Annotated in this window: 21 protein-coding genes and 1 tRNA gene; 19 read left to right on the forward strand and 3 right to left on the reverse strand. The window is 74.2% G+C overall.

Annotated elements, in window-relative coordinates:
* The first annotated feature begins 1 nt into the window (after position 1).
* The 8 genes from FE634_RS05470 (at position 2) to FE634_RS21295 (ending at position 11,662) form a co-directional block, all read left to right on the forward strand.
* The gene (locus FE634_RS05470) at positions 2–1,573 is read left to right on the forward strand and encodes a PstS family phosphate ABC transporter substrate-binding protein (RefSeq protein ID WP_148240407.1); all 1,572 of its coding nucleotides are present in this window, start codon (positions 2–4) and stop codon (positions 1,571–1,573) included.
* Between the two features lie 97 nt (positions 1,574–1,670).
* Positions 1,671–2,498, forward strand: a complete 828-nt coding sequence (locus FE634_RS05475) for a phosphate ABC transporter ATP-binding protein (protein ID WP_212721737.1) — start codon at positions 1,671–1,673, stop codon at positions 2,496–2,498.
* 96 nt (positions 2,499–2,594) lie between these two features.
* The gene (locus tag FE634_RS05480) at positions 2,595–3,320 is read left to right on the forward strand and encodes a siderophore-interacting protein (RefSeq protein WP_262347587.1); all 726 of its coding nucleotides are present in this window, start codon (positions 2,595–2,597) and stop codon (positions 3,318–3,320) included.
* Positions 3,321–3,525: 205 nt separating this feature from the next.
* Positions 3,526–4,983 (forward strand): sugar transferase, encoded by a 1,458-nt coding sequence (locus FE634_RS05485; protein ID WP_262347588.1) that lies wholly within the window; start codon positions 3,526–3,528, stop codon positions 4,981–4,983.
* Positions 4,983–5,945 (forward strand): glycosyltransferase family 4 protein, encoded by a 963-nt coding sequence (locus tag FE634_RS05490; protein ID WP_138875309.1) that lies wholly within the window; start codon positions 4,983–4,985, stop codon positions 5,943–5,945. Before FE634_RS05485 ends, FE634_RS05490 begins: the two co-directional genes overlap by 1 nt.
* Positions 5,946–6,084: 139 nt before the next feature.
* On the forward strand, positions 6,085–9,657 hold the full coding sequence (mfd, locus tag FE634_RS05495; protein ID WP_138877077.1) for a transcription-repair coupling factor: 3,573 nt from the start codon (positions 6,085–6,087) through the stop codon (positions 9,655–9,657).
* Complete coding sequence (locus tag FE634_RS05500; protein ID WP_137294188.1) at positions 9,654–10,394, forward strand: hypothetical protein; 741 nt, start codon at positions 9,654–9,656, stop codon at positions 10,392–10,394. The genes mfd and FE634_RS05500 overlap by 4 nt, the downstream gene beginning before the upstream one ends.
* Before the next feature lie 2 nt (positions 10,395–10,396).
* Positions 10,397–11,662, forward strand: a complete 1,266-nt coding sequence (locus tag FE634_RS21295; protein WP_262347589.1) for a MazG nucleotide pyrophosphohydrolase domain-containing protein — start codon at positions 10,397–10,399, stop codon at positions 11,660–11,662.
* Between the two features lie 22 nt (positions 11,663–11,684).
* On the opposite strand, the gene FE634_RS05515 is transcribed toward FE634_RS21295, so the two are convergent.
* Entirely contained in the window at positions 11,685–12,938 is a 1,254-nt protein-coding gene (locus FE634_RS05515; RefSeq protein WP_138875310.1) for an APC family permease, read from the reverse strand.
* 133 nt (positions 12,939–13,071) lie between these two features.
* The gene (locus FE634_RS05520; protein WP_138875311.1) at positions 13,072–13,929 is read right to left on the reverse strand and encodes a M12 family metallo-peptidase; all 858 of its coding nucleotides are present in this window, start codon (positions 13,927–13,929) and stop codon (positions 13,072–13,074) included.
* A 234-nt stretch (positions 13,930–14,163) separates the two neighbouring features.
* On the opposite strand from FE634_RS05520, the gene eno reads away from it, so the two are divergent.
* The 10 genes from eno to FE634_RS05570 all read left to right on the forward strand — a co-directional run bounded on the left by eno (position 14,164) and on the right by FE634_RS05570 (position 21,140).
* On the forward strand, positions 14,164–15,441 hold the full coding sequence (eno, locus tag FE634_RS05525; protein WP_138875312.1) for a phosphopyruvate hydratase: 1,278 nt from the start codon (positions 14,164–14,166) through the stop codon (positions 15,439–15,441).
* 31 nt (positions 15,442–15,472) lie between these two features.
* Entirely contained in the window at positions 15,473–16,117 is a 645-nt protein-coding gene (locus FE634_RS05530) for an FtsB family cell division protein (protein WP_138875313.1), read from the forward strand.
* The gene (locus FE634_RS05535; RefSeq protein WP_137294184.1) at positions 16,114–16,611 is read left to right on the forward strand and encodes a DUF501 domain-containing protein; all 498 of its coding nucleotides are present in this window, start codon (positions 16,114–16,116) and stop codon (positions 16,609–16,611) included. Before FE634_RS05530 ends, FE634_RS05535 begins: the two co-directional genes overlap by 4 nt.
* Positions 16,604–17,533 (forward strand): Ppx/GppA phosphatase family protein, encoded by a 930-nt coding sequence (locus tag FE634_RS05540; protein ID WP_138875314.1) that lies wholly within the window; start codon positions 16,604–16,606, stop codon positions 17,531–17,533. Before FE634_RS05535 ends, FE634_RS05540 begins: the two co-directional genes overlap by 8 nt.
* The gene (locus FE634_RS05545; protein WP_262347590.1) at positions 17,518–18,234 is read left to right on the forward strand and encodes a uracil-DNA glycosylase; all 717 of its coding nucleotides are present in this window, start codon (positions 17,518–17,520) and stop codon (positions 18,232–18,234) included. Before FE634_RS05540 ends, FE634_RS05545 begins: the two co-directional genes overlap by 16 nt.
* Complete coding sequence (locus tag FE634_RS05550) at positions 18,231–18,761, forward strand: glycine cleavage system transcriptional repressor (RefSeq protein WP_138875315.1); 531 nt, start codon at positions 18,231–18,233, stop codon at positions 18,759–18,761. Before FE634_RS05545 ends, FE634_RS05550 begins: the two co-directional genes overlap by 4 nt.
* Positions 18,758–19,348 (forward strand): peptide deformylase, encoded by a 591-nt coding sequence (locus tag FE634_RS05555; protein ID WP_262347591.1) that lies wholly within the window; start codon positions 18,758–18,760, stop codon positions 19,346–19,348. The genes FE634_RS05550 and FE634_RS05555 overlap by 4 nt, the downstream gene beginning before the upstream one ends.
* 7 nt (positions 19,349–19,355) lie before the next feature.
* Positions 19,356–19,429 (forward strand) — tRNA-Leu (locus FE634_RS05560).
* A 66-nt stretch (positions 19,430–19,495) separates the two neighbouring features.
* Positions 19,496–20,128, forward strand: a complete 633-nt coding sequence (locus FE634_RS05565; protein ID WP_137294181.1) for a class I SAM-dependent methyltransferase — start codon at positions 19,496–19,498, stop codon at positions 20,126–20,128.
* A 154-nt stretch (positions 20,129–20,282) separates the two neighbouring features.
* Positions 20,283–21,140 (forward strand): Bax inhibitor-1/YccA family protein, encoded by an 858-nt coding sequence (locus FE634_RS05570; protein ID WP_138875316.1) that lies wholly within the window; start codon positions 20,283–20,285, stop codon positions 21,138–21,140.
* Positions 21,141–21,241: 101 nt separating this feature from the next.
* Here FE634_RS05570 and FE634_RS05575 read toward each other — a convergent pair whose 3' ends face one another.
* Positions 21,242–22,270: an SGNH/GDSL hydrolase family protein gene (locus FE634_RS05575; RefSeq protein ID WP_137294179.1), complete on the reverse strand. Its 1,029-nt coding sequence runs from the start codon at positions 22,268–22,270 to the stop codon at positions 21,242–21,244.
* A gap of 44 nt (positions 22,271–22,314) precedes the next feature.
* On the opposite strand from FE634_RS05575, the gene FE634_RS05580 reads away from it, so the two are divergent.
* A complete protein-coding gene (locus FE634_RS05580) occupies positions 22,315–23,721 on the forward strand; it encodes a cystathionine beta-synthase (protein ID WP_137294178.1) in 1,407 nt (468 codons plus the stop codon).
* The last annotated feature ends 22 nt before the right edge of the window (positions 23,722–23,743 follow it).

Below are 23,743 nucleotides of genomic sequence, written 5' to 3' on the forward strand. Positions count from 1 at the left end.
CATGTTCGTACGCAGGTCTCTCGCCGGCGTCCTGTCGGCCACCGTGGTCGGCTCGGCCCTCGTGCTCGTCTCCACCGGCACCGCCCACGCAGCCGTCGACCCCGACGACACCACCTTCACCCCGGTCGCCGCCGACCTCGTCGGCGTCGGCTCCGACACCAGCCAGAACGCGCTGTTCCGGCTGGCGAACGCCTACAACGCCACCACCCCGACCCCGGCCAACCGGCTCGTGACCCTCGCCGCCACCGGTGGGGGCGACATCACCCTGCGCGCCGGCGTCCAGATCGCGCGACCCAACGGCTCCGGCGCCGGCAAGGGCCGGCTGTACGGCGCGAACGACACCGCCGACGTCGACTTCGCCCGCTCCTCCTCCGAGCTCAACGCGGCGGAGGCCAACGCCGGCCTCCAGGCCTTCCCCTTCGCGCTGGACTCCCTGGGCGTCGCGGTGTCCGGCTCCACGGCCTCGAACGCCCCGGCCGGCCTGACCGGCGCGCAGATCCTCGGGATCTACAAGGGCGACCTCACCACCTGGAACCAGGTCGGCGGCACGAGCAGCGCCACCATCAAGCCGCTCATCCCGCAGGACGGGTCGGGCACGCGCTCCTTCTTCCTCAACGAGCTCAAGGCCCTCAACGGCGGCACCACCGTGACCCTCGGCGTGAACGTCGCCGTCGTCCAGGAGAACGACCCGGCCCCGCTCAGGAACGACGCCAACGCGGTCGGCCCGTTCTCCATCGGCCGCGCCGGCCTGCTCGGCGGCCAGCTGCGCATCCCGACCGGCTTCAAGGCCGACCGGGCGCTCTACAACGTCGTCCGCGGCACCGACGCCAGCAAGCCCGAGGTGACCAAGGTCTTCGGCCCGGCCGGCTTCGTCTGCTCCGACGCCGCGCTCCCGCTCATCGAGGCGGCCGGCTTCAAGCAGCTCGCCACGGCCGAGAACGACGGCGTGTGCGGTGAGGCCACCCAGGCCAAGACGACCGACTTCACCACCAACGAGCCGGTCGTCGCGGTCGACACCCGCACGACGGTCGCCGGCGTCAGCACCGCGGCGCGCGCGCTGCGCCTCACCGCCCGCGTCGCCGGTTCGTCGACGCCGGCCGGCAGCGTGCAGTTCCTCGCCAACGGCACCGTCCTCGGCTCCGTCGGCCTCAGCGGCGGCACCGCCGTCCTGAGCCGGACCGGCGTGGCGCCGGGCCGGTACGCCGTCACCGCCCGCTTCGTGCCCGCCAGCGGGTCGGCCTACGTCGCCTCGCAGGGCGCCGGCACGGTCACGGTCAAGGCCGCCTCGTCGGTCAAGGAGTCCTTCCCGGCCGCGGTGGCCAGGAAGGCGAAGGTCGCCAAGGGCGCCGTCACCGTCACGTTCGCCGGGACCTCGGCCAAGCCCAGCGGCAAGGTCACCCTCAAGGAGGGTGCCAAGACCGTCGGCACCGGCGTGCTGCGCAACGGCACCGTGACCATCACGCTGAAGCGGGCCAAGGTCGGCGCCGGCAAGAGCACGCTGAAGGCGGTCTACGGCGGCGACGCCAACGGCTTCGGCTCCTCGAAGAGCTTCACCGTCACCTTCAAGAAGTAGTCCCAGCACCCGGGGCCGGGCGGTCGCACCCCCGCGACCGCCCGGTGCCGGGCAGGACACGAGACAGCCACGAGATCGGACCCCGATGACCAGCCTGATGCCCGCCCAGACCGCGCCCGCCGACCCCGGTCCGGCACCCTCGAGCCCGGCCCTCGCCGAGATCGAGGGCCGTGAGATCAGCGCGTGGTTCGGCGACCGCAAGGTGCTCGACCGGGTGTCCCTGGTGATGCCGGCCGGCGGCGTCACCGCGCTGATCGGCCCGTCCGGCTGCGGCAAGTCGACCTTCCTGCGGATCCTCAACCGGATGCACGAGCTCGTCCCGTCGGCCGCGCTCGCCGGCGAGGTGCTGCTGGACGGCGAGGACATCTACGACCCCGGCAAGCGCCTCATCGACGCCCGCCGGTCGATCGGCATGGTCTTCCAGAAGCCCAACCCGTTCCCGGCGATGTCGATCCGGGAGAACGTGCTGGCCGGGCTGAAGCTCACCGGGACCCGGGCCTCGCGCAGCGAGAAGGACGACCTCGTCGAGTCCTGCCTGGTCAAGGGCGGGCTGTGGAACGAGGTCAAGGACCGGCTCGACGCCCCCGGCGGCGGCCTGTCGGGCGGTCAGCAGCAGCGGCTGTGCATCGCGCGGTCGCTGGCGATCAAGCCGCGCGTGCTGCTGATGGACGAGCCCTGCTCGGCCCTCGACCCCACCTCGACCCGCGTCATCGAGGAGACGATGCTCGACCTGGCCCGCGAGGTCACGATCGTCATCGTCACCCACAACATGCAGCAGGCCGCGCGGGTCTCCGACCAGTGCGCCTTCTTCCTCGCCTCCCACGGCACGCCCGGGGTGATCGTCGAGCACGGCGAGACCCAGGCCATGTTCGGGAGCCCCCGCGACCAGCGCACCAGCGACTACGTCAACGGCCGGTTCGGCTGACCCGGACGTCGGGGCGACCCGCCGTGCGGACGCCGTGCGGACGCCGTGCGGACGCCGTGTGGGCGGCCGTGTGGAGCGGCGGCGTAGGTTCGCGGGGTGCCAGGAACAACGACGCTCGAGGTGACCGCGACGCAACGACTGACCCCGGGGATGGTCCGGGTCAGGTTCCGCAGCGCCGACCTCTCGGCGTTCGCCGACAACGTCTTCACCGACCGCTACGTCAAGCTGGTGCTCGGCACCGAGGACGCGCCCGTGGTGCGCACCTACACCGTGGTGGAGCCCGACGTCGCCAACCGGACGCTGGCCATCGACTTCGTCGTCCACGGCGACGAGGGCGTCGCGGGGCCGTGGGCCGCCGCGGCCCGGCCCGGTGACCGACTCGAGGTCCGGGGTCCGGGCGGCGCCTACGCGCCCGACCCCTCCGCCGACTGGCACCTGCTGGCCGGCGACTCCTCGGCCCTGCCGGCGATCCGTGCCGCGCTCGCCGCGCTGCCGCCGCACGCCGTCGGCGACGTCGTCGTCGAGGTGCCGGGACCCGAGCACGAGCAACCGCTCGACGGTCCCGGTGGCGTGCGGGTCACGTGGGTGCACGGCGACCTCGAGGCCGCCGTCCGGGCGGTGCCGTGGCGCCCGGGCCGCGTGCACGCGTTCGTGCACGGCGAGGCCCGGGCCGTGATGCACGGCGTGCGGCCCTACCTGCTCAAGGAGCGCGAGGTGCCCCGCGCGGACGCCTCCGTCTCGGGGTACTGGCGGGCGGGCCGCACGGAGGAGGGGTTCCGCGCGTGGAAGTCGGAGCTCGCGGCCGCGGAGTCCGGGGGGTAGTGGTGGCCCGGCCCCGGTGCTGTGGATCACACGTAGCCCGACACGGGGTCGTTCGTTAACGTCCTGTGTAACCCGAATTTGGATGATGTATCCGAAGCGGTTGCAGTTCATGCTTCACACGTCTGGCGTCGGCTCGCCAGACGGGCCCCACTCACCGGGGTCTCATCGGGGGATATAGCCGGCAGGTCCTGGGGGGGATCATCAGATGGCTCAGATGTTCGACGTGTCGGAAATCCGCACTCACTTCGCGATCGAGCGCGACCGGACGGCCCACGAGGCCGCCGCGCCGCTCGAGCTCGGACCCGCGCCGCGGCTCGGGGCCCGGGTCACGCACTCGCTGCGGCGCCTGCCGTGGGTCACGCTCCTGGTGGGCTCGCTGGCGGTCGTCCTGACCGCCGTCGCGCTCACCGCGGACGTGCGGGCCGCGCTCGGCGTGCTCCTGCTCCTCTGGGTGCAGGTGCCCGCGGCCCAGCACCGCTCCGGCCCCGCGCCGGCCGCCGTGTCGGCGGCCACCGCACGCCACCTGGCGCTCGGTGCCGCCGTCCTGGTCGTGGCGCTGCACCTGCTCGCCGGGGGCCCGGCCGTCCTCGACGACGCGCTGGCCCTCGGAGCGGTGGGCCTCGTGGTCGCCACCGGCGGGGCCGCGCTGGGTGCCCGTCGGGCCCACCCGCCGCGCGTCCTCCTCGTCGGCGACCTGCCGCAGGTGCGCGGCATGGTCGCCCGCTGGATCGACGACGGCAGCGTGCGGGTGGTCGGCGGGCTCGCCCTCGGCGCCACCCCGGAGCGCGCGGCCACCGGCCTGGGCGACCTCGGGATCGCCGCGATCGCCACGCTCGACGACGTCGTCGAGCACGTCCGCCGCCACGCCACCGACCTCGTGGTCGTCGCGCCCGGGCTCGACGTGACCCCGGCCGACCTGCGGCGCCTGTCGTGGAACCTGCAGTCCACCGAGACCCGCCTGGCCGTCGTCAGCGCCACCGACGACGTCGCCCCGCACCGCATCGTGGTCGCCGCGGTCGGCGGCTCGACCGTCGAGCTCGTCGCCGCCCCGGGCGGCGGCACCACCTACGCCCTCGCGAAGACCGTCGCCGACCGCGTGCTCGCCGCCGCCCTGGTGGTCGTGGCCTCGCCCGTGCTGCTGGTCGCCGCGCTCGCCATCCGCCTCGACTCGGCCGGGCCGGCGCTGTTCCGCCAGGTCCGGGTCGGGCGCGACGGCGTCCCGTTCACGATGTACAAGATGCGCACCATGACCACCGAGGCCGAGCACCTGCGTGCCGAGCTCGAGGGCAACGACGACGGCAACGGCGTGCTGTTCAAGATGCACCGCGACCCGCGCGTCACCCGGGTCGGCCGGCTGCTCCGCAGCTCCTCCCTCGACGAGCTGCCGCAGCTGCTCAACGTCGTCCTGGGCCAGATGTCGCTGGTCGGCCCGCGGCCCGCGCTGCCGAAGGAGGTCGCCTGCTTCACCGACGGCGAGCGACGCCGGCTCGCGGTCAAGCCCGGGATCACCGGACCGTGGCAGGTCAGCGGCCGGTCGCTGCTGAGCCGGGAGCGCTCGATGCAGCTCGACACCGGCTACGTCGACAACGGCCGCGGCGTCGCGGACATCTCGATCCTCCTGCGCACCGTGAGCGCCGTGCTCTCCCGGAGGGGCGCTTTCTGATGCGCGTCCTCCACGTCGGCGGCATCGACCACCGACGGGGACTGCGCGACCGGTACCTCCTCGACCTTCTCGCCGGGCAACGCGCGGCCGGCCACGACGTCGACCACCTCGCCGACCCGACCGCCGCGGCGGTGGGCGTGCTGCGCCGCACCAGGCCCGACGTCGTGCACCTGCACCCCGCGTCGGTGCCGTCGCTCCTGGCGGCCGCGGCGGCGGCCTCCGCGGCGGGAGTGCCGACCGTCCTGGTCCTCGACCCCGACCTCGTGCCGACCCGGACCCCGCCGGTCGACGTGCTGCTCTGCGCGAGCGAGGCCCAGCGCCGCACCCTCGTGCAGCGGGGCCTCGACCCCGCCCGGCTGGTGCACCTCGACCCCGCCATCGACGTCGCTGCCGTCGCGCCGGCGAGCCGGGCGGGGCACGGCGTCCTGTACGTCGGCCGGCTCGGCCACGACGACGGCGTCGACGTGCTGGTCGAGGCAGTCCGCAGCCTGCCGCGCGGCCTGTCCGTGACGATCGCCGGCGACGGTCCCGCCCGTGCGGCCCTCGAGCGCCGGGCCGCCCAGCTGGTGCCCGGTCGCGTCACCTTCCAGCCCCGGCCCGGCGACGCCGCGCGGCACCAGCAGCTGCGCGACGCCGCGGTGGTCGTGGTGCCCGCGCGGGCCGACGAGTGCCGGCCCCGGGTGGCCCTGGAGGCCTTCAGCGCCGCTCGACCGGTGGTCGCCACGACGACGAGCGCCCTGGCCGGGCTGGTCGACGACGGCGTCACCGGCGCCCTCGTCGAGCCCGGCGACCCGCACGCGCTGGCCGAGGCGCTGCGGATCCTCACGATGGACCCGACCGTGGCCTTCCAGCAGGGCCGCGAGGCGCGCCGCCGGGCCGAGGAGCGCTTCGCGCTGGCCGGCCACGTCGCGGCCCTCGACCGGATCTACGTGGCCGCGCGCTCGCGCCGCCACGTCGCCTGACCCCGCGGTCGGCCCCGGTCCGCCCGGAGGTCCCGCGAGCGGGGGACTCGTCGGTGCCACCGCCTATCCTGTGACCAGGTCCCCCTCCCACGTCTGGGCGGGGGCGTTCGTGCTGCTCATCGATCCTCGGAGACCACCCGTGTCGCTGCCCGCCCTGGCCCGCCTCGTCCTGGCGACGCCGCCGTACGCCGCCCTGTCGCAGCGGGCGCGTGCCGCCGCGCCGGGCGACTCGGCCCTCGACCTCACCGGCCCGGCCGCGCTCCGCCCGTTCGTGACGGCGGCGCTGGCCGCCGCCGACCGCACCGTCCTGGTCGTCACCGCGACCACCCGCGAGGCCGAGGAGCTCACCGTCGAGCTCGGCGACCTCGTCGGACCCGAGGTCGTCGCGCACTACCCCAGCTGGGAGACGCTGCCGCACGAGCGGCTGAGCCCGCGCAGCGACACCGTCGGCAAGCGCCTGGCGGTGCTGCGCCGGCTGGTCCACCCCGGTGACGACGCCAGCAACGGCCCGCTCCGGGTCGTCGTCGCCCCGGTCCGGTCGGTGCTCCAGCCGCAGGTGAAGGGGCTGGCCGACCTCGAGCCGGTCGAGCTCTCCGTCGGCGACACCGTCGGCCACGACGCGCTGGTCCGGCGTCTCGCCGACGCCGCCTACTCCCGAGTCGACCTGGTCGAGCGGCGCGGCGAGTTCGCCGTGCGCGGCGGCATCGTCGACGTGTTCCCGCCGACCGAGGAGCACCCGCTGCGCGTGGAGCTCTGGGGCGACGACGTCGAGGAGATCCGCTCGTTCTCGGTGGCCGACCAGCGCACCCTCGACAAGGTCGAGCGCCTGTGGGCGCCGCCGTGCCGCGAGCTGCTGCTGACCGACGAGGTCCGCGCCCGCGCGGCCGAGCTCGGCCGCGCGCACCCCCAGCTCCTCGAGCTGACCGACAAGATCGCCGCCGGCATCGCGACCGAGGGCATGGAGTCGCTGGCCCCGGTGCTGGTCGATGACATGGAGCTGCTCGTCGACCTCCTGCCGGGCGCCACCCACGTGCTGGTCGTCGACCCCGAGCGGGTCCGCAGCCGCGCCCACGACCTCGTCGCGACCAGCGAGGAGTTCCTCGGCGCGAGCTGGGCGGCCGCGGCCAGCGGCGGCACCGCCCCGATCGACCTCGGTGCCGCGTCCTACCGCTCGATCGGCGACGTGCGCGAGCTGACCCTGGCCGCGGGTCGCTCCTGGTGGACCCTGAGCCCGTTCGGGCTCGGCGACGCCGCCGGCGAGGCCGGCGACACCGCGGTCGGCCGGCTCGACAGCGACGTCACCCTGACGGCGTCGCCGGTCCCGCCCTACCACGGCGACGTCGAGCGGGCGATGGACGACCTGGCCCGCTGGAGCGGCGAGGGCTACCACGTCGTCGCCGTCCACCCCGGTCACGGACCGGCCCAGCGGATGGTCGAGGTGCTCGGCGAGCGCGACGTGCCGGCCCGGCTCGTCGAGCCGGCCGACGCCGTCGACGCGGCCGTCGTCTCGGTGACCTGCGGGTCGCTGACCCACGGCTTCGTCGACGACCAGGCCCGGATCGCCATCGTGACCAGCGAGGACGTCTCGGGCCAGAAGGCCTCCACGCGCGACATGCGCAAGATGCCGGCGCGCCGCAAGAAGCAGATCGACCCGCTCGAGCTCAAGGCCGGCGACCACGTCGTCCACGAGCAGCACGGCGTCGGGCGCTTCGTGGAGATGAAGCAGCGCGAGGTGCAGGGTGCCACCCGCGAGTACCTCGTCCTCGAGTACGGCGCGAGCAAGCGTGGCGCCCCGCCCGACCGGCTCTACGTGCCGGCCGACGCCCTCGACCAGGTCACCCGCTACGTCGGCGGCGAGCAGCCCGCCCTCGACCGGCTCGGCGGTGCCGACTGGACCAAGCGCAAGAACCGCGCCCGCAAGGCGGTCCGCGAGATCGCGGCCGAGCTCATCAAGCTCTACGCCGCGCGGCAGGCCACCAAGGGCTACGCCTTCGGGCCCGACACCCCGTGGCAGCGCGAGCTCGAGGACGCCTTCCCCTTCACCGAGACCCCCGACCAGCTGAGCACCGTCGAGGAGGTCAAGTCCGACATGCGCCAGGTCGTGCCGATGGACCGGCTGATCTGCGGCGACGTCGGCTACGGCAAGACTGAGATCGCCGTGCGCGCGGCGTTCAAGGCGGTCCAGGACGGCAAGCAGGTCGCCGTCCTGGTGCCGACGACGCTGCTCGTCACCCAGCACCTGAGCACCTTCAGCGAGCGGATGAGCGGCTTCCCGGTCGTCATCAAGGGCCTGAGCCGGTTCCAGACCGACAAGGAGGCCAAGGAGGTCGCCGCCGGGCTGGCCGAGGGCAGCATCGACATCGTCGTCGGCACCCACCGGCTGCTCAACCCCGACATCCGGATGAAGGACCTCGGGCTGATCATCGTCGACGAGGAGCAGCGCTTCGGGGTCGAGCACAAGGAGCAGATGAAGCGGCTGCGCACGTCGGTCGACGTGCTCAGCATGAGCGCGACTCCGATCCCGCGCACGCTCGAGATGTCGATCACCGGCATCCGCGAGATGTCGACGATCACCACGCCACCGGAGGAGCGGCACCCGGTGCTCACCTACGTCGGTGGCTACGAGGACCGGCAGGTCACCGCCGCCGTCCGGCGCGAGCTGCTGCGCGACGGCCAGGTGTTCTACATCCACAACCGGGTCAGCTCGATCGACAAGGCCGCCAGCCGGATCCGCGAGCTGGTGCCGGAGGCCCGGGTCGCGGTCGCGCACGGGCAGATGAACGAGAAGCTGCTCGAGCAGGTGATGCTCGACTTCTGGGAGAAGACCTTCGACGTCCTGGTCTGCACGACCCTGGTCGAGTCGGGCCTCGACGTGTCGAACGCCAACACCATGATCATCGAGCGGGCCGACACCCTCGGCCTGTCGCAGCTGCACCAGCTGCGCGGCCGGGTCGGGCGCTCGCGCGAGCGCGCCTACGCCTACTTCCTCTACCCGCCCGAGAAGCCGCTCACCGAGACCGCCCACGAGCGGCTCGCGACCCTGGCCCAGCACTCCGACCTCGGCGGCGGCATGGCGATCGCGATGAAGGACCTCGAGATCCGCGGTGCCGGCAACCTGCTCGGCGGCGAGCAGTCGGGGCACATCGCCGACGTCGGGTTCGACCTCTACGTCCGGCTGGTCGGCGAGGCCGTCAACGAGTTCAAGGGCACCCCGGACGCCGACCAAGGACTCAACGAGGTCCGCATCGAGCTGCCCATCGACGCGCACCTCCCGCACGACTACATCGAGAGCGAGCGGCTGCGCCTGGAGATGTACCGCCGCCTCGCCGAGGTCCGCACCGACGACGACGTCGACGTGCTGGCCGAGGAGATGGTCGACCGCTACGGCGAGCCGCCGGTCGAGGTGCTGTCGCTGCAGCTCGTCGCGCGGTTCCGGGCCCGGGCCCGGCAGGCCGGCATCGGCGAGGTCACCATCGCCGGGCGCAACGTGCGGTTCGCGCCGGTCGTGCTGCCGGAGTCGCGCACCGTGCGGCTGGGCCGGCTCTACCCCAAGTCGATCGTCAAGCACGCCGTCGACACCGTCCTGGTGCCGCGACCGGGCACGCCGGGCGCCACCGGACGCCCGCTCGAGGGCATCGCCCTGCTTGAATGGGCGAGGGGCGTCATCGACAGCGTCCTGGACCCGAAGCCCACCCAGGAGTCGTCATCGTGAGTCGCCCGACGCGCCGTACCGGCGTCCGCCCGTCGTTGCTCGCCGTCGCGGCGGGCCTGACCGCCGCCGCCCTGCTCTCCGGGTGCGGTGTCTCCGACGGCGAGCTCCGTCCGGGCGTCGCGGTCTCCGCCGACGGCACCGACGTCTCGCTCACCGACGTCGACGACGCGACCGAGGCGGTCTGCTCCTACCTCGGCTCCGGCGAGGTCCAGCAGTTCACGCCGTTCCCGCGCGTCATCCAGCGGCAGACGACGGCCACCGTGCTGCTGCAGGAGGTGGCCCTGCGCGCGCTCATGGGCGAGCAGGACCTCGCGCTCCCCGACGACTACGGCCGGACGATCTCCGACCTCGAGGCGCAGTTCGCCGACCTCGACGACGACGTCCGCGACGAGGTCGTCGACTACGCCACCACCAACACCTACGTCGGCGCCGCCGCCTCCGCGGTCGGGTTCGCCGAGTTCGAGGCGGAGGACTCGGCCCCCGGCTCCGCCGACATCGCCCAGCAGCGCGGCCTCGCCGCCGCCGCCACCTGGCTCGAGGAGCACGACGCGGTCGTCAACCCGGTGCTGGGGCTGGACCTGACCGAGGCGGGCCCCGTGCCGGCCGACGACGACGTCTCGGTGGCCGCCAGCGACCGCGCCGTCGCCGGCGTCCTCGACCTCGAGGACCCGACGGTCACCGACAAGATCGCCGGGCTGGTGGCCACGCTGCCCGCCGAGCAGGTGTGCGGCGCCTGAGCGTGCCTGACCCCGGGCCGGGCTCGCCGGCGCTGCTCGAGCTCCTCGAGGTGATGCGGCGGCTGCGGGCCGAGTGCCCGTGGAAGGCGGGGCAGACCCACCGCTCCCTGGTGCGCTACCTCGTCGAGGAGCTGCACGAGGCCGTCGACGCGATCGAGTCGGGCACGCCCGACGACCTGCGCGAGGAGCTCGGCGACCTGCTGCTCCAGGTCTACTTCCACGCGGTGATCGCCGAGGAGACCGGCGACTTCACCCTCGACGACGTCGCGGCCGGCATCGTGGCCAAGATGCGCCGGCGCAACCCGCACGTGTTCGCCCCCGACGACGTCGCGACGCCGGCCGACGCGGCCGCCGTCAACGAGCTCTGGGAGTCGGTCAAGGCGGGGGAGAAGCGGCGCGACTCGGTCACCGACGGGCTGGCGCCGACCCTGCCCGCGCTGCTGTACGCCGACAAGGTCGTCGACCGGCTCGGCCGGGCCGGCGCACCCACCGCCCTGCCCGCGCCGGTGCTGCTGCTCGTGCCGAGCCCGCTCCTCGGCCCGGCGACGTGGGCGCCGGTGGCCTGGTGGCTGCGCGGCGCCGGCCACGACGTCGAGGTGGTCGACCTCGGCGACACGCCACGGACGCCGGCGGCCGTGGTCGAGGCGGTGGTGGCGGCGGCGGCCGGCCGACCCGTCGTCCTGGTGCCCCACAGCAACGCCGGCCTGTACGCCCCCCACCTCGCGACGCTGCTCGACGTCCGCGCGACGGTCCACGTCGACGCCGCCCTGCCGACGTCGGCTCCCACCGCGGCGCTCGCGCCGCCGGACCTGCTGGCGATGCTCGCCCCGCTCGCCGACGACGGGCTCCTGCCGGTCTGGACGCAGTGGTGGGACGACGTCGACGCGCTGTTCCCCGACGCGGCGTCGCGCGCCGCGGTGGAGGCCGAGCAGGTGCGCGTGCCGCTGTCCTACCTCCAGGAGCACGTCCCGGTCCCGGCGGGCTGGGCCGAGGCTCCCACCGCCTACCTCGCCCTCGGTGACACCTACGCCGAGGAGCGGAGCCGGGCGCGCGCCTCCGGCTGGCCCGTCCGCACCCTCGACGGCACCCACCTGCACGCGCTGCACGACCCGGCCGCCGTCGGCGCCGCCGTCTCCGGGTTGCTCGCCGACCTGCTCGGTCCCCGCACCGGCGAGCGGCTGCTCGACGTGGTGCGCGCGGGCCACGACGCCGGGGTGGACCCCGAACAGGCGCTCCGCGACGCCGTGCGCCGGCTGCTCCGGCGCTGAGGTCGCACGGCCGGCCTCGGGGTCAGCGCGTCCGCCGGTCGACACGCAGGCGGACGAGGCGGCCGGCGACCCCGACGGCGACCACGGCGAGCCCGGCGACGACGGCCGGCACCGGCAGGGAGGCGCCCAGGACCACGCAGCCCAGGAGCCCCGTGACGTTGACGGCGCGCGGCCACCGCCGTGCGGCGACCGGCTGGCGCAGGGCGGCCAGGTTGGCCACGGCGTAGTAGACGAGGACGCCGAAGGAGGAGAAGCCGATCGCGCCCCGGAGGTCGGCGACCAGCACGAGCCCGACGACCGCCGCGCCGACGACGAGCTGGGCGTGGTGGGGGACCCGGTGCCGGGGGTGGACGGCGGCCAGCCCCGAGGGCAGGTCGCGCTCGCGGGCCATCGCGAGCGACGTGCGTCCGATGCCGGCGAGCAGGGCCAGCAGCGCACCGAGCGAGGCGGCCGCGGCGCCCACCCGGACCACCGGCTCGGCCCAGGGTGCTCCGGCCGCCTCGACGGCCGCGGCCACCGGCTCGCCCGACCCGGCGAGTCCCTCGCCGAGCACGTGCAGCAGGGCCACGGCCACCAGGGCGTAGAGGACGACGACGACCCCGAGCGCCACCAGCACGGCGCGGCCGAGCGTCTCCGGCGTGCGGACCTCCTCGGCGAGGGTCGCGATCCGCGCGTAGCCGGCGAAGGCGAAGAAGAGCAGGCCGGCCGACTGCAGCACCCCGGGGAGGCCGCCGGTCGCCGTCCAGCCGCCGGCCGGCGCAGCCGCGTCGCCGCCCGCCACCACGACGAGGGCGACGACGAGGGTGAGGGCGGTCAGGCCGAGCAGGACCCGGGCGAGCAGGGCGGTGCGGGTGATGCCGCGCACGGTGGCGGCCGTCAGCAGGACCACGGCGGCCACCGCGGCGAGCCGGCGCACCCACTCCTCGCCCGGGACGGCGTACGCGGCGAAGGTCATCGCCATCGCCGCGCACGACGCCGTCTTGCCGACGACGAACCCCCACCCGGCCACGAAGCCCCACCACGGGCCGAGCACCTCGCGACCGAAGAGGTAGGCGCCGCCCGAGGCCGGGTGGGCCGACGCCAGCTGCGCCGAGGCGACGGCGTTGCAGGTGGCGACGACGGCGGCCAGGCCCAGCCCCACCAGCAGCAGCGAGCCGGCCGCCTCGGCCGCCGGGGCGAAGACCGAGAAGACCCCGGCCCCGATCATCGCCGTCAGGCCGACGACGACGGCGTCCCCCGTGCCGAGGCGGCGGGCCAGGACGGGCTGGTCGGTCACGCGCTCATCATGCTCGGCGCCGGCGCCGGCGCCGGCGCCGGCGCCGGCGCCGGCACCCACCCGGACGCACCGGACCCCGGTGAGCGCCGCTCACCGGGGTCCGGGTGGTTCGTGGGTCGCGCGAGGTCGGGGGTCAGTAGACCTCCTTCACGCCCTCGGCGTCGGTCGCGGAGAAGGTGAGGTCCTCCGAGCTCCCGTTGCACTGGGGGTAGTGCATGATCGAGGCCGAGTCGTACGGGGTGAGCGGGCGCCAGTTGTCGTCCTCGAAGCAGGTGCCGGACTCCGGGCGGGTGTGCTCGTGGCGGAAGCCCAGGGTGTGCCCGAGCTCGTGGGCCATGATGTTGGCCGGCGACCAGCCCGAACCGACCAGCGAGTCGGCGTTGACCAGCACGTTCATCTCGTAGTCCGAGGAGCTCGGGAAGAACGCCCGGGCGATGAACGAGGTGTCGGAGGTCGGCTCCACCGAGAACAGCACGTCGTCGTTGCTCGTGGTGCAGTCGGCGTCGGCCGCGGAGTCGTACACGAAGTCGACCGAGGGCGCCTCGGCCTCCCAGGTGGCCGCGCCGGAGCTCATCGCGCTGACCACGGTGGCCTTGTCGGCGCCGAAGTCGTCGCTGACGCAGTAGGTCAGGTTGCCGGCCTCGGAGGCGCTCCACAGGTCGTCGCCGGACGGACCCTGGTTGACGATCAGGCTGGTGGAACCGCCCTGGGCGCCGCCGTCGGCGACCATCCGGTCGTAGTAGGACCGCAGCTCGGCGCGGTCCGACAGCGCCTCGTCGCCGTTGACGATGTAGAGGCCCTTGTCGTCGCGGTGGGTCGTGGCGGCGAACTCCTCGAACGACGGGGGGTTCTCCGCCTTGACCGTTCCGCCGGGTGCCCCGGTCCCGCTGTCGGCACCGGACGCCGTCGGCATCACGCCACCGCCGAGGCCGGCGGCGACGACCGCGGCGGCAGCCAGTGCGATCTGGAAGGGGCGACGAGAGTGCTGCATGGTTGTCTCCTGGTGGGTTCGTCCATGTCGTGGTCGTCCGGGTGCTCCGGACGAGGTGGGTCCACCGTGTCCTCCGGCGCGGGGGCCGGGAACCGGGCTAACCCTTGCGACCTCCCTACGACTCCCGGCCGGACCTCGGACCGGGAGAGCGGGCGTCGGCGCGGACGGATACGGTGAGGTGACCGCCCCTGCGGCCCCACTCGTCATCACGACCCACCAGCACAGGAGCACACCGTGGCAGCCATCGAAGCCGTCGGAGCACGCGAGATCCTCGACTCGCGCGGCAACCCCACCGTCGAGGTCGAGGTCGCCCTCGACGACGGCGCGTTCGCCCGGGCCGCCGTGCCCAGCGGCGCGTCGACCGGAGCCTTCGAGGCGGTCGAGCTGCGCGACGGCGGCGACCGGTACCTCGGCAAGGGCGTCCTGCAGGCCGTCGACGCGGTGATCTCGAAGATCGCCCCGGCTGTCGAGGGCATGACGGTCGACGACCAGCGCCTCATCGACCAGACCATGCTCGACCTCGACGGCACCCCCAACAAGGCCGAGCTCGGCGCCAACGCCATCCTCGGCGTCTCGCTGGCCGTGGCCCGCGCGGCGGCCGACTCCTCCGGGCTCCCGCTGTACCGCTACGTCGGCGGCCCGAACGCCCACGTCCTGCCCGTGCCGATGATGAACATCCTCAACGGCGGGTCGCACGCCGACTCCAACGTCGACGTCCAGGAGTTCATGATCGCCCCGATCGGCGCTCCGACCTTCCGCGAGGCGCTGCGCCAGGGCGCGGAGGTCTACCACGCGCTCAAGTCGGTGCTGAAGAAGAAGGGCCTGGCCACCGGTCTCGGCGACGAGGGCGGCTTCGCGCCCAACCTCGACTCGAACCGCGCCGCGCTCGACCTGATCGCCGAGGCCGTCGAGGCCGCCGGGCTGTCGCTCGGCACCGACATCGCCCTCGCGATGGACGTCGCGGCCAGCGAGTTCCACGACAACGGCACCTACGCCTTCGAGGGCGGCTCCAAGAACAGCGCGGAGATGACCGCCTACTACGCCGAGCTCTGCGAGGCGTTCCCGATCGTCTCGATCGAGGACCCGCTCGACGAGGACGACTGGGACGGCTGGAAGACGATGACCGACCAGCTCGGCTCGAAGATCCAGATCGTCGGCGACGACCTGTTCGTCACCAACGTCGAGCGCCTGCAGCGCGGCATCACCGGTGGCAACGCCAACGCCCTGCTCGTCAAGGTCAACCAGATCGGCTCGCTCACCGAGACCCTCGACTCCGTCGACCTCGCGCACCGCAACGGCTTCCGCTGCATGATGAGCCACCGCTCCGGCGAGACCGAGGACACCACGATCGCCGACCTCGCCGTGGCCACCAACTGCGGCCAGATCAAGACCGGCGCCCCGGCGCGCTCCGAGCGCGTCGCCAAGTACAACCAGCTGCTCCGCATCGAGGAGGAGCTCGGCGACGCCGCGCGCTACGCAGGAGCTTCGGCTTTCCCGCGTTTCGCGCGCTGATCGCGGCCTCCCCCGGGGGAGGATGATCGGCATGTCGCAGTCCGGTGGTCGTCGCACGCCCGCGCGCGGACCCCGCACGACGCCCGGCGGCCGCAAGCCACGCGCCACCGCCCGACCCGCCCCGCGCGGGTCGGGCGGTCGGCCGTCGTCGACCGCGCCCACCAGGCCCACCACGCCGGCCAGGCCCGCCAGGCCCGCCGCCGCCCCGGCGGGGCCGCGTCCGCGGATCACCAGCCGCGCCGCCGTGCTGGTGGTGATCGTGGCGGTGCTGGCGGTCTCCTACGCCTCCTCGCTCAAGGCCTACCTGCAGCAGCGCGACCACATCCAGGACGCCCAGGAGCGGATCGCGGCGAGCGAGGCGACGATCGCCGACCTCGAGAAGGAGAAGCAGAAGTTCGAGGACCCCGCCTACATCGAGCAGCAGGCGCGGGCCCGCTTCGGCTACGTGATGCCCGGGGAGCGGCCCTTCGTCGTGCTGCGCGGCGGCGAGCCGATCGACGTCGAGGGCTCGCTCAGCGACCCCGACAGCATCGACCCGAGCGACCCGCCGCCCTGGTGGGACGACGCCTGGACCACGATGGAGATCGCCGGGGACCCGCCCCGCAAGACCGACCCGCCGCCGCTGACCCTCGTCGACGAGCCCGACGGCGCACCGGACCAGGAGGGCTCCCCGTGATCGACCAGGCCGACGAGGAGGCGATCCGCGCCCAGCTCGGGCGACCGCCGCGGGCGATCGCCGGCGTCGGGCACCGCTGCCCCTGCGGCAACCCCGACGTCGTCACCACCGAGCCGCGGCTGCCGAACGGCGACCCGTTCCCGACCACCTTCTACCTCACCTGCCCGCGCGCGGCGTCCCTCATCGGGACCCTCGAGGGCGGCGGCGTGATGAAGGAGATGCAGGCCCGGCTCGGCGACGACGAGGAGCTCGCCGCGGCCTACCGCGCGGCCCACGAGTCCTACCTGGCCTTCCGGGCCACCCTCGGCGACGTGCCCGAGATCGACGGCGTCTCGGCCGGCGGCATGCCCGACCGCGTGAAGTGCTTGCACGTCCTGGCCGGCCACGCGCTGGCCGCCGGACCCGGCGTCAACCCGCTCGGCGACGAGGTCCTCGAGCGGCTCGGCGACTGGTGGGCCGCGGGCCCCTGCGTCCCCACCGCCCACGATGACTGAGGTCCGGGCCCGGAGCTCCGAGCCGCTGGCCGCGATCGACTGCGGCACCAACACGATCAAGCTGCTGGTGCGCCGCGGTGACCGCGACGTCGTCCGCGTGGCCCGCATGGTCCGCCTCGGCCAGGACGTCGACCGCACCGGACGCCTCGCCGAGGAGGCGCTGGCCCGCACCTTCGCCGCGATCGAGGAGTACGCCGGCCTGCTCCGCGAGCACGGGGTCGGGCGGGTCCGGTTCTGCGCCACCTCGGCCACCCGCGACGCCGCGAACGCCGACGTCTTCCGCGCCGGCGTCCGCGAGCGGCTCGGCGTGGCGCCGGAGGTGCTGTCCGGGGCCGAGGAGGCCGCGCTGGCCTTCGACGGCGCCGTCCGCAACCTCGCCTCCGTCCCGGCGGCACCGGTGCTCGTCGTCGACATCGGCGGCGGCTCGACCGAGCTGGTCCTCGGCCGCACCCCCGGCGCGCCGCCGGACGCCGCGCACTCCATGGACGTCGGGTCGGTCCGCCTCCACGAGCGCCACGTGCGCCACGACCCCCCGACCGCCGCGGAGGTCGCGGCCGTCGTCGCCGACGTCGACGCCGCCCTCGACGGGTGTCTCGTCGACGCGGGCGCCGCGGTGACCGTGGTGGGCGTCGCCGGGACGGTCACCACGGTCGCGGCCGGCGTCCTCGGGCTGCCGGCCTACGACCGGGCGGCGATCGACCAGGCGGTGCTGTCGGTGCCCGACGTCGCCGCGCACGTCGAGGCCCTGGTCGCGATGACCGTCGCCGAGCGCCGCGCGCTGCCGTGGATGCACCCCGGGCGCGCCGACGTCATCGGCGTCGGCGCACTGATCCTCGCGCGGGTGCTGGCCCGCACCGGCGCCGAGCACCTCGTCGTGTCCGAGTCCGACATCCTGGACGGCATCGCGTGGTCGCTCGGCTGAGGTCGCTGTCCACCCTCGAGGCGCTCGACGCCCGCCTCGTCGACTGCCGCCGGTGCCCGCGGCTGGTGCGCTGGCGCGAGAAGGTGGCGGCCGAGAAGCGCGCCGCGTACGCCGACGAGGAGTACTGGGGGCGCCCGGTGCCGGGCTTCGGCGTCAGCGACCCCGCCGTGCTGGTCGTCGGGCTCGCCCCCGCCGCGCACGGCGCCAACCGCACCGGACGGATGTTCACCGGTGACCGCTCCGGCGACTGGCTCTTCGCCTCGATGCACCGCGTCGGGATGGCCAACCAGCCGACCAGCACGCACGCCGACGACGGGCTGCGGCTGCTCGGCACGCGGGTGACCGCGCCCGTGCGGTGCGCGCCACCGGAGAACAAGCCGACCACCGGGGAGAAGGAGCGGTGTGCGCCCTGGCTCGACGCCGAGCTCCGCCTGGTCGCGCCGTCGGTGCGGGTGGTGGTGGCGCTCGGGTCGATCGGCTGGGACTCCGCCCTGCGCGCCGTGCGCCGCGCCGGCTGGAGCGTCCCGACGCCGAAGCCCCGCTTCGGGCACGGCGCCGAGGCGGTGCTGGGCGGGCCGCACGGCGACGTCCTGCTGCTGGGCAGCTACCACCCGAGCCAGCAGAACACCTTCACCGGCCGGCTCACCGAGTCGATGCTGGACGACGTCCTGGGCCGGGCGGCTGCGATGATTCCCCGGTGAGCCAGCCCGCGACCTCCTACGCCATCACCGTCCTGGGCCACGACCGGCCCGGCATCATCGCCGAGACCACCGACCGGATCGCCGGCCTGGGCCTCAACCTCGAGGACTCGACGATGACCCTGCTGCGCGGGCACTTCGCGATGACGCTGGTCTGCGCCGGCGCCGCCTCGGACGCCGAGATCCGCACCGCGCTCGCCCCGCTGACCACCGACGGCACCCTCAGCGTGACCGTGCGCGAGGTGCCCGCCGAGGACGCCGCCGGTGGCCCCGGCGCGCCGTGGGTGCTGACCGTGCACGGCGGCGACCGGCCCGGGATCGTGTCGGCCGTCGTGGCCGAGGTGGCCCGCGTCGGCGGCAACATCACCGACCTCACCACCCGCCTGGCCGGCGACCTGTACCTGCTCGTCGCGGAGATCGACCTGCCCCTCGAGGCCGACGAGGCCGCCCTCGAGGCGGCGATCAAGGGTGCGGCGAGCGCCCTCGGCGTGGGTGCCACGCTGCGTCCCGCCGACGCCGACGAGCTGTGAGCACCCCACCGGCCAGCCCGCCGGCCACCCGACCCGCCTCCGAGCGCCTGCGGGCCTGGACCGAGGCCGAGCTGGGGGTCGAGGGCCGCGTGCTGGACGTCGTCCGCGCGCCTGCCGCGGTGCTCTCGACGCCCGGCGGTGCCGTCGACCCCACCGACCCGGCCGTCGTCCAGCTGGCCGCCGACCTGGTGGCCACCATGCGGGTCAGCCCCGGCTGCGTGGGCCTGGCCGCCCCGCAGGTGGGCCTCGCGGTGACCGTGTTCTGCGTCGACGTCTCGGAGCACCCCAAGACCCGCGAGCACCACGGCACCTTCGTGCTCTGCAACGCCGAGGTCGTCGAGTCCTCCCGCAACGACCGGGGCCGCGAGGGGTGCATGAGCGTCCCCGACCTCACCGGCGACGTGAAGCGGGCCTCCCGCGTCGTGGTCCGGGGCGCGCTGCCCGGCACCGGCGAGGTGGTCGAGGTGGCCGCCACGGCCTTCGAGGCGCGCGCCCTCCAGCACGAGATCGACCACTGCGCCGGCCTGCTCTTCCTGGACCGTGTCGCCGGCGCCCACGCCGTCTACGCTCGCCAGACCTACCTGTAGGCAGCCGGCCCCCGTATCCCAACCGGTAGAGGAAGTCGCCTTAAAAGCGACGAGGTGTGGGTTCGAGTCCCACCGGGGGCACGACGTACGACCGGTTCACCCGCGCGCACTTGTCCTCAGGTCGACCTGAAGTGCGACGGTGGACCCATGACCGATCTCCGCGACATGTTCACCCGTGAGTTCTGGGACGAGCGCTACGCCTCCTCCCACCGCATCTGGTCCGGCGAGCCGAACCGGCGCCTCGTCGACCAGGTCGAGGCGCTGGCGCCCGGCACCGCCCTCGACGTGGGCTGCGGCGAGGGTGCCGACGCCGTCTGGCTGGCCGCCCACGGCTGGACCGTGACCGGCGTGGACGTCTCCGGCGTCGCGCTGGAGCGGGCCGAGGAGCACGCCCGCGAGGCCGGCGTGGGGGAGCGGACGTCGTGGCTGCGCGCCGACGTCTTCGCCGGCGACGCGCTGCCGGTCGGGTTCGACCTGGTGTCGGCGGCGTACGTGCACGTGCCGCCGGAGGACTTCGCGGCCGTCTACACCGCGCTCATCGCCTCGGTCGCCCCGGGCGGCTCGCTGGTCGTGCTGGCCCACCACCCCGACGACGTCCACACCGGCCTGCGCAACACCGAGCTCTCCCACCTGCTCTTCGGCCCCGACGCCGTCACCTCGCTGCTCGACCCGGCGCAGTGGGACGTCGTGGCCGCCGAGACCCCGACCCGCCCGATCACCCACGACGGGCGCGAGCTCGAGGTCACCGACACCGTCGTCCGGGCCGTGCGGCGCGCCTGACCCGCCGGCCCGGCAGGTGCCTGAAGACCTGCTGAGAACGGAACTTTCTGCGCCGCCTCGCGCGTTCAACCAGGTGACCGGCCGTCTAGACTGACGGCAGATCAGAGGGTGAACCGTCACAGGGACGGTCACCACCGGCCTCCAAGGAGAGACCATGCAGAGCAACAACCCGGTTTTCCGTCGCTCGGAGGAGTTCAACCGGGCTGGCGGACAGACTCAGCAGACCTACGCCCAGCAGTCGCCGTCCACCTGGCAGACCAGCCCCGCCGGCGGCGCCTTCGGCTACGACGACGTCCGGCAGACCCCCGCCAACCGCGGCGGCGCCATGTCGATCGACTCGGTGGTCCAGAAGACCGCGATCACCCTGGGCGTGGTGATCCTGACCGCGCTCGCGACCTGGATCCTCACCCCTGACATCGACGGCTTCACCACCTCCTCCGAGCTGGGCACCATCTACGGCGCCGCGATGTTCGGTGCCCTCGGCGCCTTCGCGCTGTCGATGGTGAACTCGTTCAAGCGGGTCGTCAGCCCGGCCCTGGTCCTCGCCTTCGCCGCCCTCGAGGGCGTCGCGCTGGGCGCGATCAGCAAGGCCTTCGACGCCCAGTTCGGCGACGGGGTCGTGTCCGGCGCCGTCATCGGCACCTTCGCCGCCTTCGCCGGCACGCTGACCGCCTACAAGGTGTTCAACATCCAGGTCGGCGCGAAGTTCAAGATGTTCGTGATGGCCGCCGTCTTCGGCATGATCGGGCTCAGCCTGATGGAGCTCGTCCTGAGCCTCTTCGGTGCCCAGATCGGCCTCTTCGGCGTCAGCGGCCTCGGCATGGTGACGGCGTTCGCCGGCCTGGTCCTCGGCGTGTTCATGCTGATCATGGACTTCGACTTCGTCGAGCAGGGCATCCGAAACCAGCTCCCCGAGCGCGAGTCGTGGCGCGCGGCGTTCGCGATGACCGTGAGCCTGGTCTGGATCTACACCAACCTGCTGCGCATCCTGGCGTTCTTCAGCCAGGACTGACCACCCGCACCACCAGCGTCACCGCAGGGCCCCGGACGACGTCCGGGGCCCTGCGTGCGTCGGCGCGTGCGTCGGCACCGCGGGCGGCGCGGGGAGACGGGTCAGCGATCGGACGACGGAGCGCCGTGCTCGGCGTCCTGGGGCGCCTCGCCGCGCGTCTGCGGACGCCGGCGGCGGTGCCGCAGCTCGACCCACAGGCCCCGGACGCCGGCGCGGTTGCCGCCGACCTCGGTCCCGTCGAGCTCGGTGCCGGGCTCGTTGACCGCCTGGATCGCCGCCCGGGCGACCGGCATGACGCCCTCGCCGCGGTGGGTCTCGGGGCGGGCCTCCTCGTCGGGGGCCAGGCCGAGGCCGGCCAGCACCGACGGGAGCAGGATCCGCGCGAGGGCCCGGTAGCCCTCGGCGGAGGGGTGGAACTGGTCGGGCCCGAACAGCAGGGCGGGGGCGGCCAGGAACTCGGGGCCGAGGACCGAGCCGAGCGAGACCGTGCGGCCGCCCTCCTTGATCACCGCGATGGTCTGGGCCGCGGCCAGCCGGCGCGACCAGGCGCGCGCGACCTGCTTCAGCGGCGGGGCGATCGGCTTGATGGTGCCCAGGTCGGGGCAGGTGCCGACGACGACGTGGACGCCGGCCTCCCGCAGCCGCCGCACGCCCTCGGAGAGGTGGCGGACCGACTGCGACGGCATCGTGACGTGGGTGACATCGTTGGCGCCGACCAGGATGACGGCGAGGTGCGGCTCGATGGGCAGGGCCCGGTCGATCTGGCCCGCGAGGTCGGCCGAGACCGCGCCGACCTTGCAGAACTCGCGCAGGTAGACCCGGCGGTCGCCCTGCTCGGCGACACCGCTGCCCAGCAGCGCGCCCGGGACCTCCTCGACGCGGTCGACGCCGTACCCGGCGGCGCTGGAGTCGCCGAAGAGCGCGATCTTCAGCGCCGGACCCGGCCGGCCGCGGCCGTACCACCCGGTGGCGTCGGGGGTGGGGTCGGAGGACGCCTCGCCGATCGTCTTGCGGGCCAGCTTCGCCTCGGCGGTCAGGACGCCGTACAGGCCGGCGCCGAGCAGGGAGAGCCCACCGCCCCCGAACGCCGCCGCGGACGCGAGTTTGCGCGCCGCTCCCGCTTTCCCCACGTGCCGATCCTACGAACCCGACGGATTGGCTCTAGTTTGAGGGGGTGGAGTACGCGAACTCAGTCCTGGACCTCATCGGCAACACCCCGCTCGTCCGGCTGTCCCGGACCCTCGACCTGCCCGGCGCGGGCGACGGGTCCGCCGGCGGGCCCCTCGTGCTGGCCAAGGTCGAGTACCTCAACCCCGGTGGGTCGGTGAAGGACCGCATCGCCACCCGGATGATCGAGGCCGCGGAGGCCTCCGGGGCGCTGCAGCCCGGCGGGACGATCGTCGAGCCGACGTCCGGCAACACCGGCGTGGGTCTGGCGATGGTGGCCCAGCAGAAGGGCTACAGCTGCGTGTTCGTGTGCCCCGACAAGGTGAGCGAGGACAAGCGCAACGTGCTGCGCGCCTACGGTGCGGAGGTCGTGGTCTGCCCGACCGCCGTCGCCCCCGAGCACCCCGACTCCTACTACAACGTCTCCGACCGGCTCGCCTCGCAGCCCGGGGCCTGGAAGCCCGACCAGTACTCCAACCCGCACAACCCGCGCTCGCACTACGAGACGACCGGACCCGAGATCTGGGCGCAGACCGAGGGCCGGATCACCCACTTCGTGGCGGGGATGGGCACCGGCGGCACGATCAGCGGCGTCGGGCGCTACCTCAAGGAGCAGAACCCCGACGTGAAGGTGATCGGCGCCGACCCCGCCGGTTCGGTCTACTCCGGCGGCACCGGCCGCCCGTACCTCGTCGAGGGCGTCGGCGAGGACTTCTGGCCCGAGACCTACGACCGCGGTGTCGCCGACCGGGTCATCGAGGTCAGCGACGCCGACTCCTTCGCCTTCACCCGGCGCCTGGCCCGCGAGGAGGCGCTGCTCGTCGGCGGCTCCTGCGGCATGGCCGCCCACGCCGCCCGCACGCTCGCCCACGAGCTGGCCGGGACCCCCGAGGGCGAGGACGCCGTCATCGTGGTGATCCTGCCCGACTCCGGCCGCGGCTACCTCACCAAGATCTTCAACGACGAGTGGCTCGCCCAGTACGGCTTCTCCAGCGGCAACCAGGTGCCGTCGCAGACGGTCGGCGAGGTGCTGCGCGGCAAGTCGGGTCGCCTGCCCGAGCTCGTGCACACCCACCCGAGCGAGACCGTCGCCGAGGCCGTCGCGATCCTCCAGGAGTACGGCGTCTCGCAGATCCCCGTGGTCCGCGCCGAGCCCCCGATCGTGGCCGCCGAGGTCGCCGGCTCGGTCTCCGACCGCACCCTGCTCGACGCGCTGTTCGCCGGCCACGCCCGGCTGACCGACCCCGTCGAGCAGCACATGTCGCCGGCGCTGCCGACGATCGGCTCCGGCGAGGACGCCGACGCGGCCGTCGCGCTGCTCGAGTCGGCCGACGCCGTCCTGGTGCACGAGGACGGCAAGCCGGTCGGCGTCCTCACCCGCCAGGACCTCCTCGCGCACCTCGCCCGGGCCTGAGACCAACCGCCCGACGTCGGCG

This window comes from Nocardioides sp. S-1144 (assembly GCF_005954645.2).
Lineage (GTDB): Bacteria > Actinomycetota > Actinomycetes > Propionibacteriales > Nocardioidaceae > Nocardioides > Nocardioides dongxiaopingii.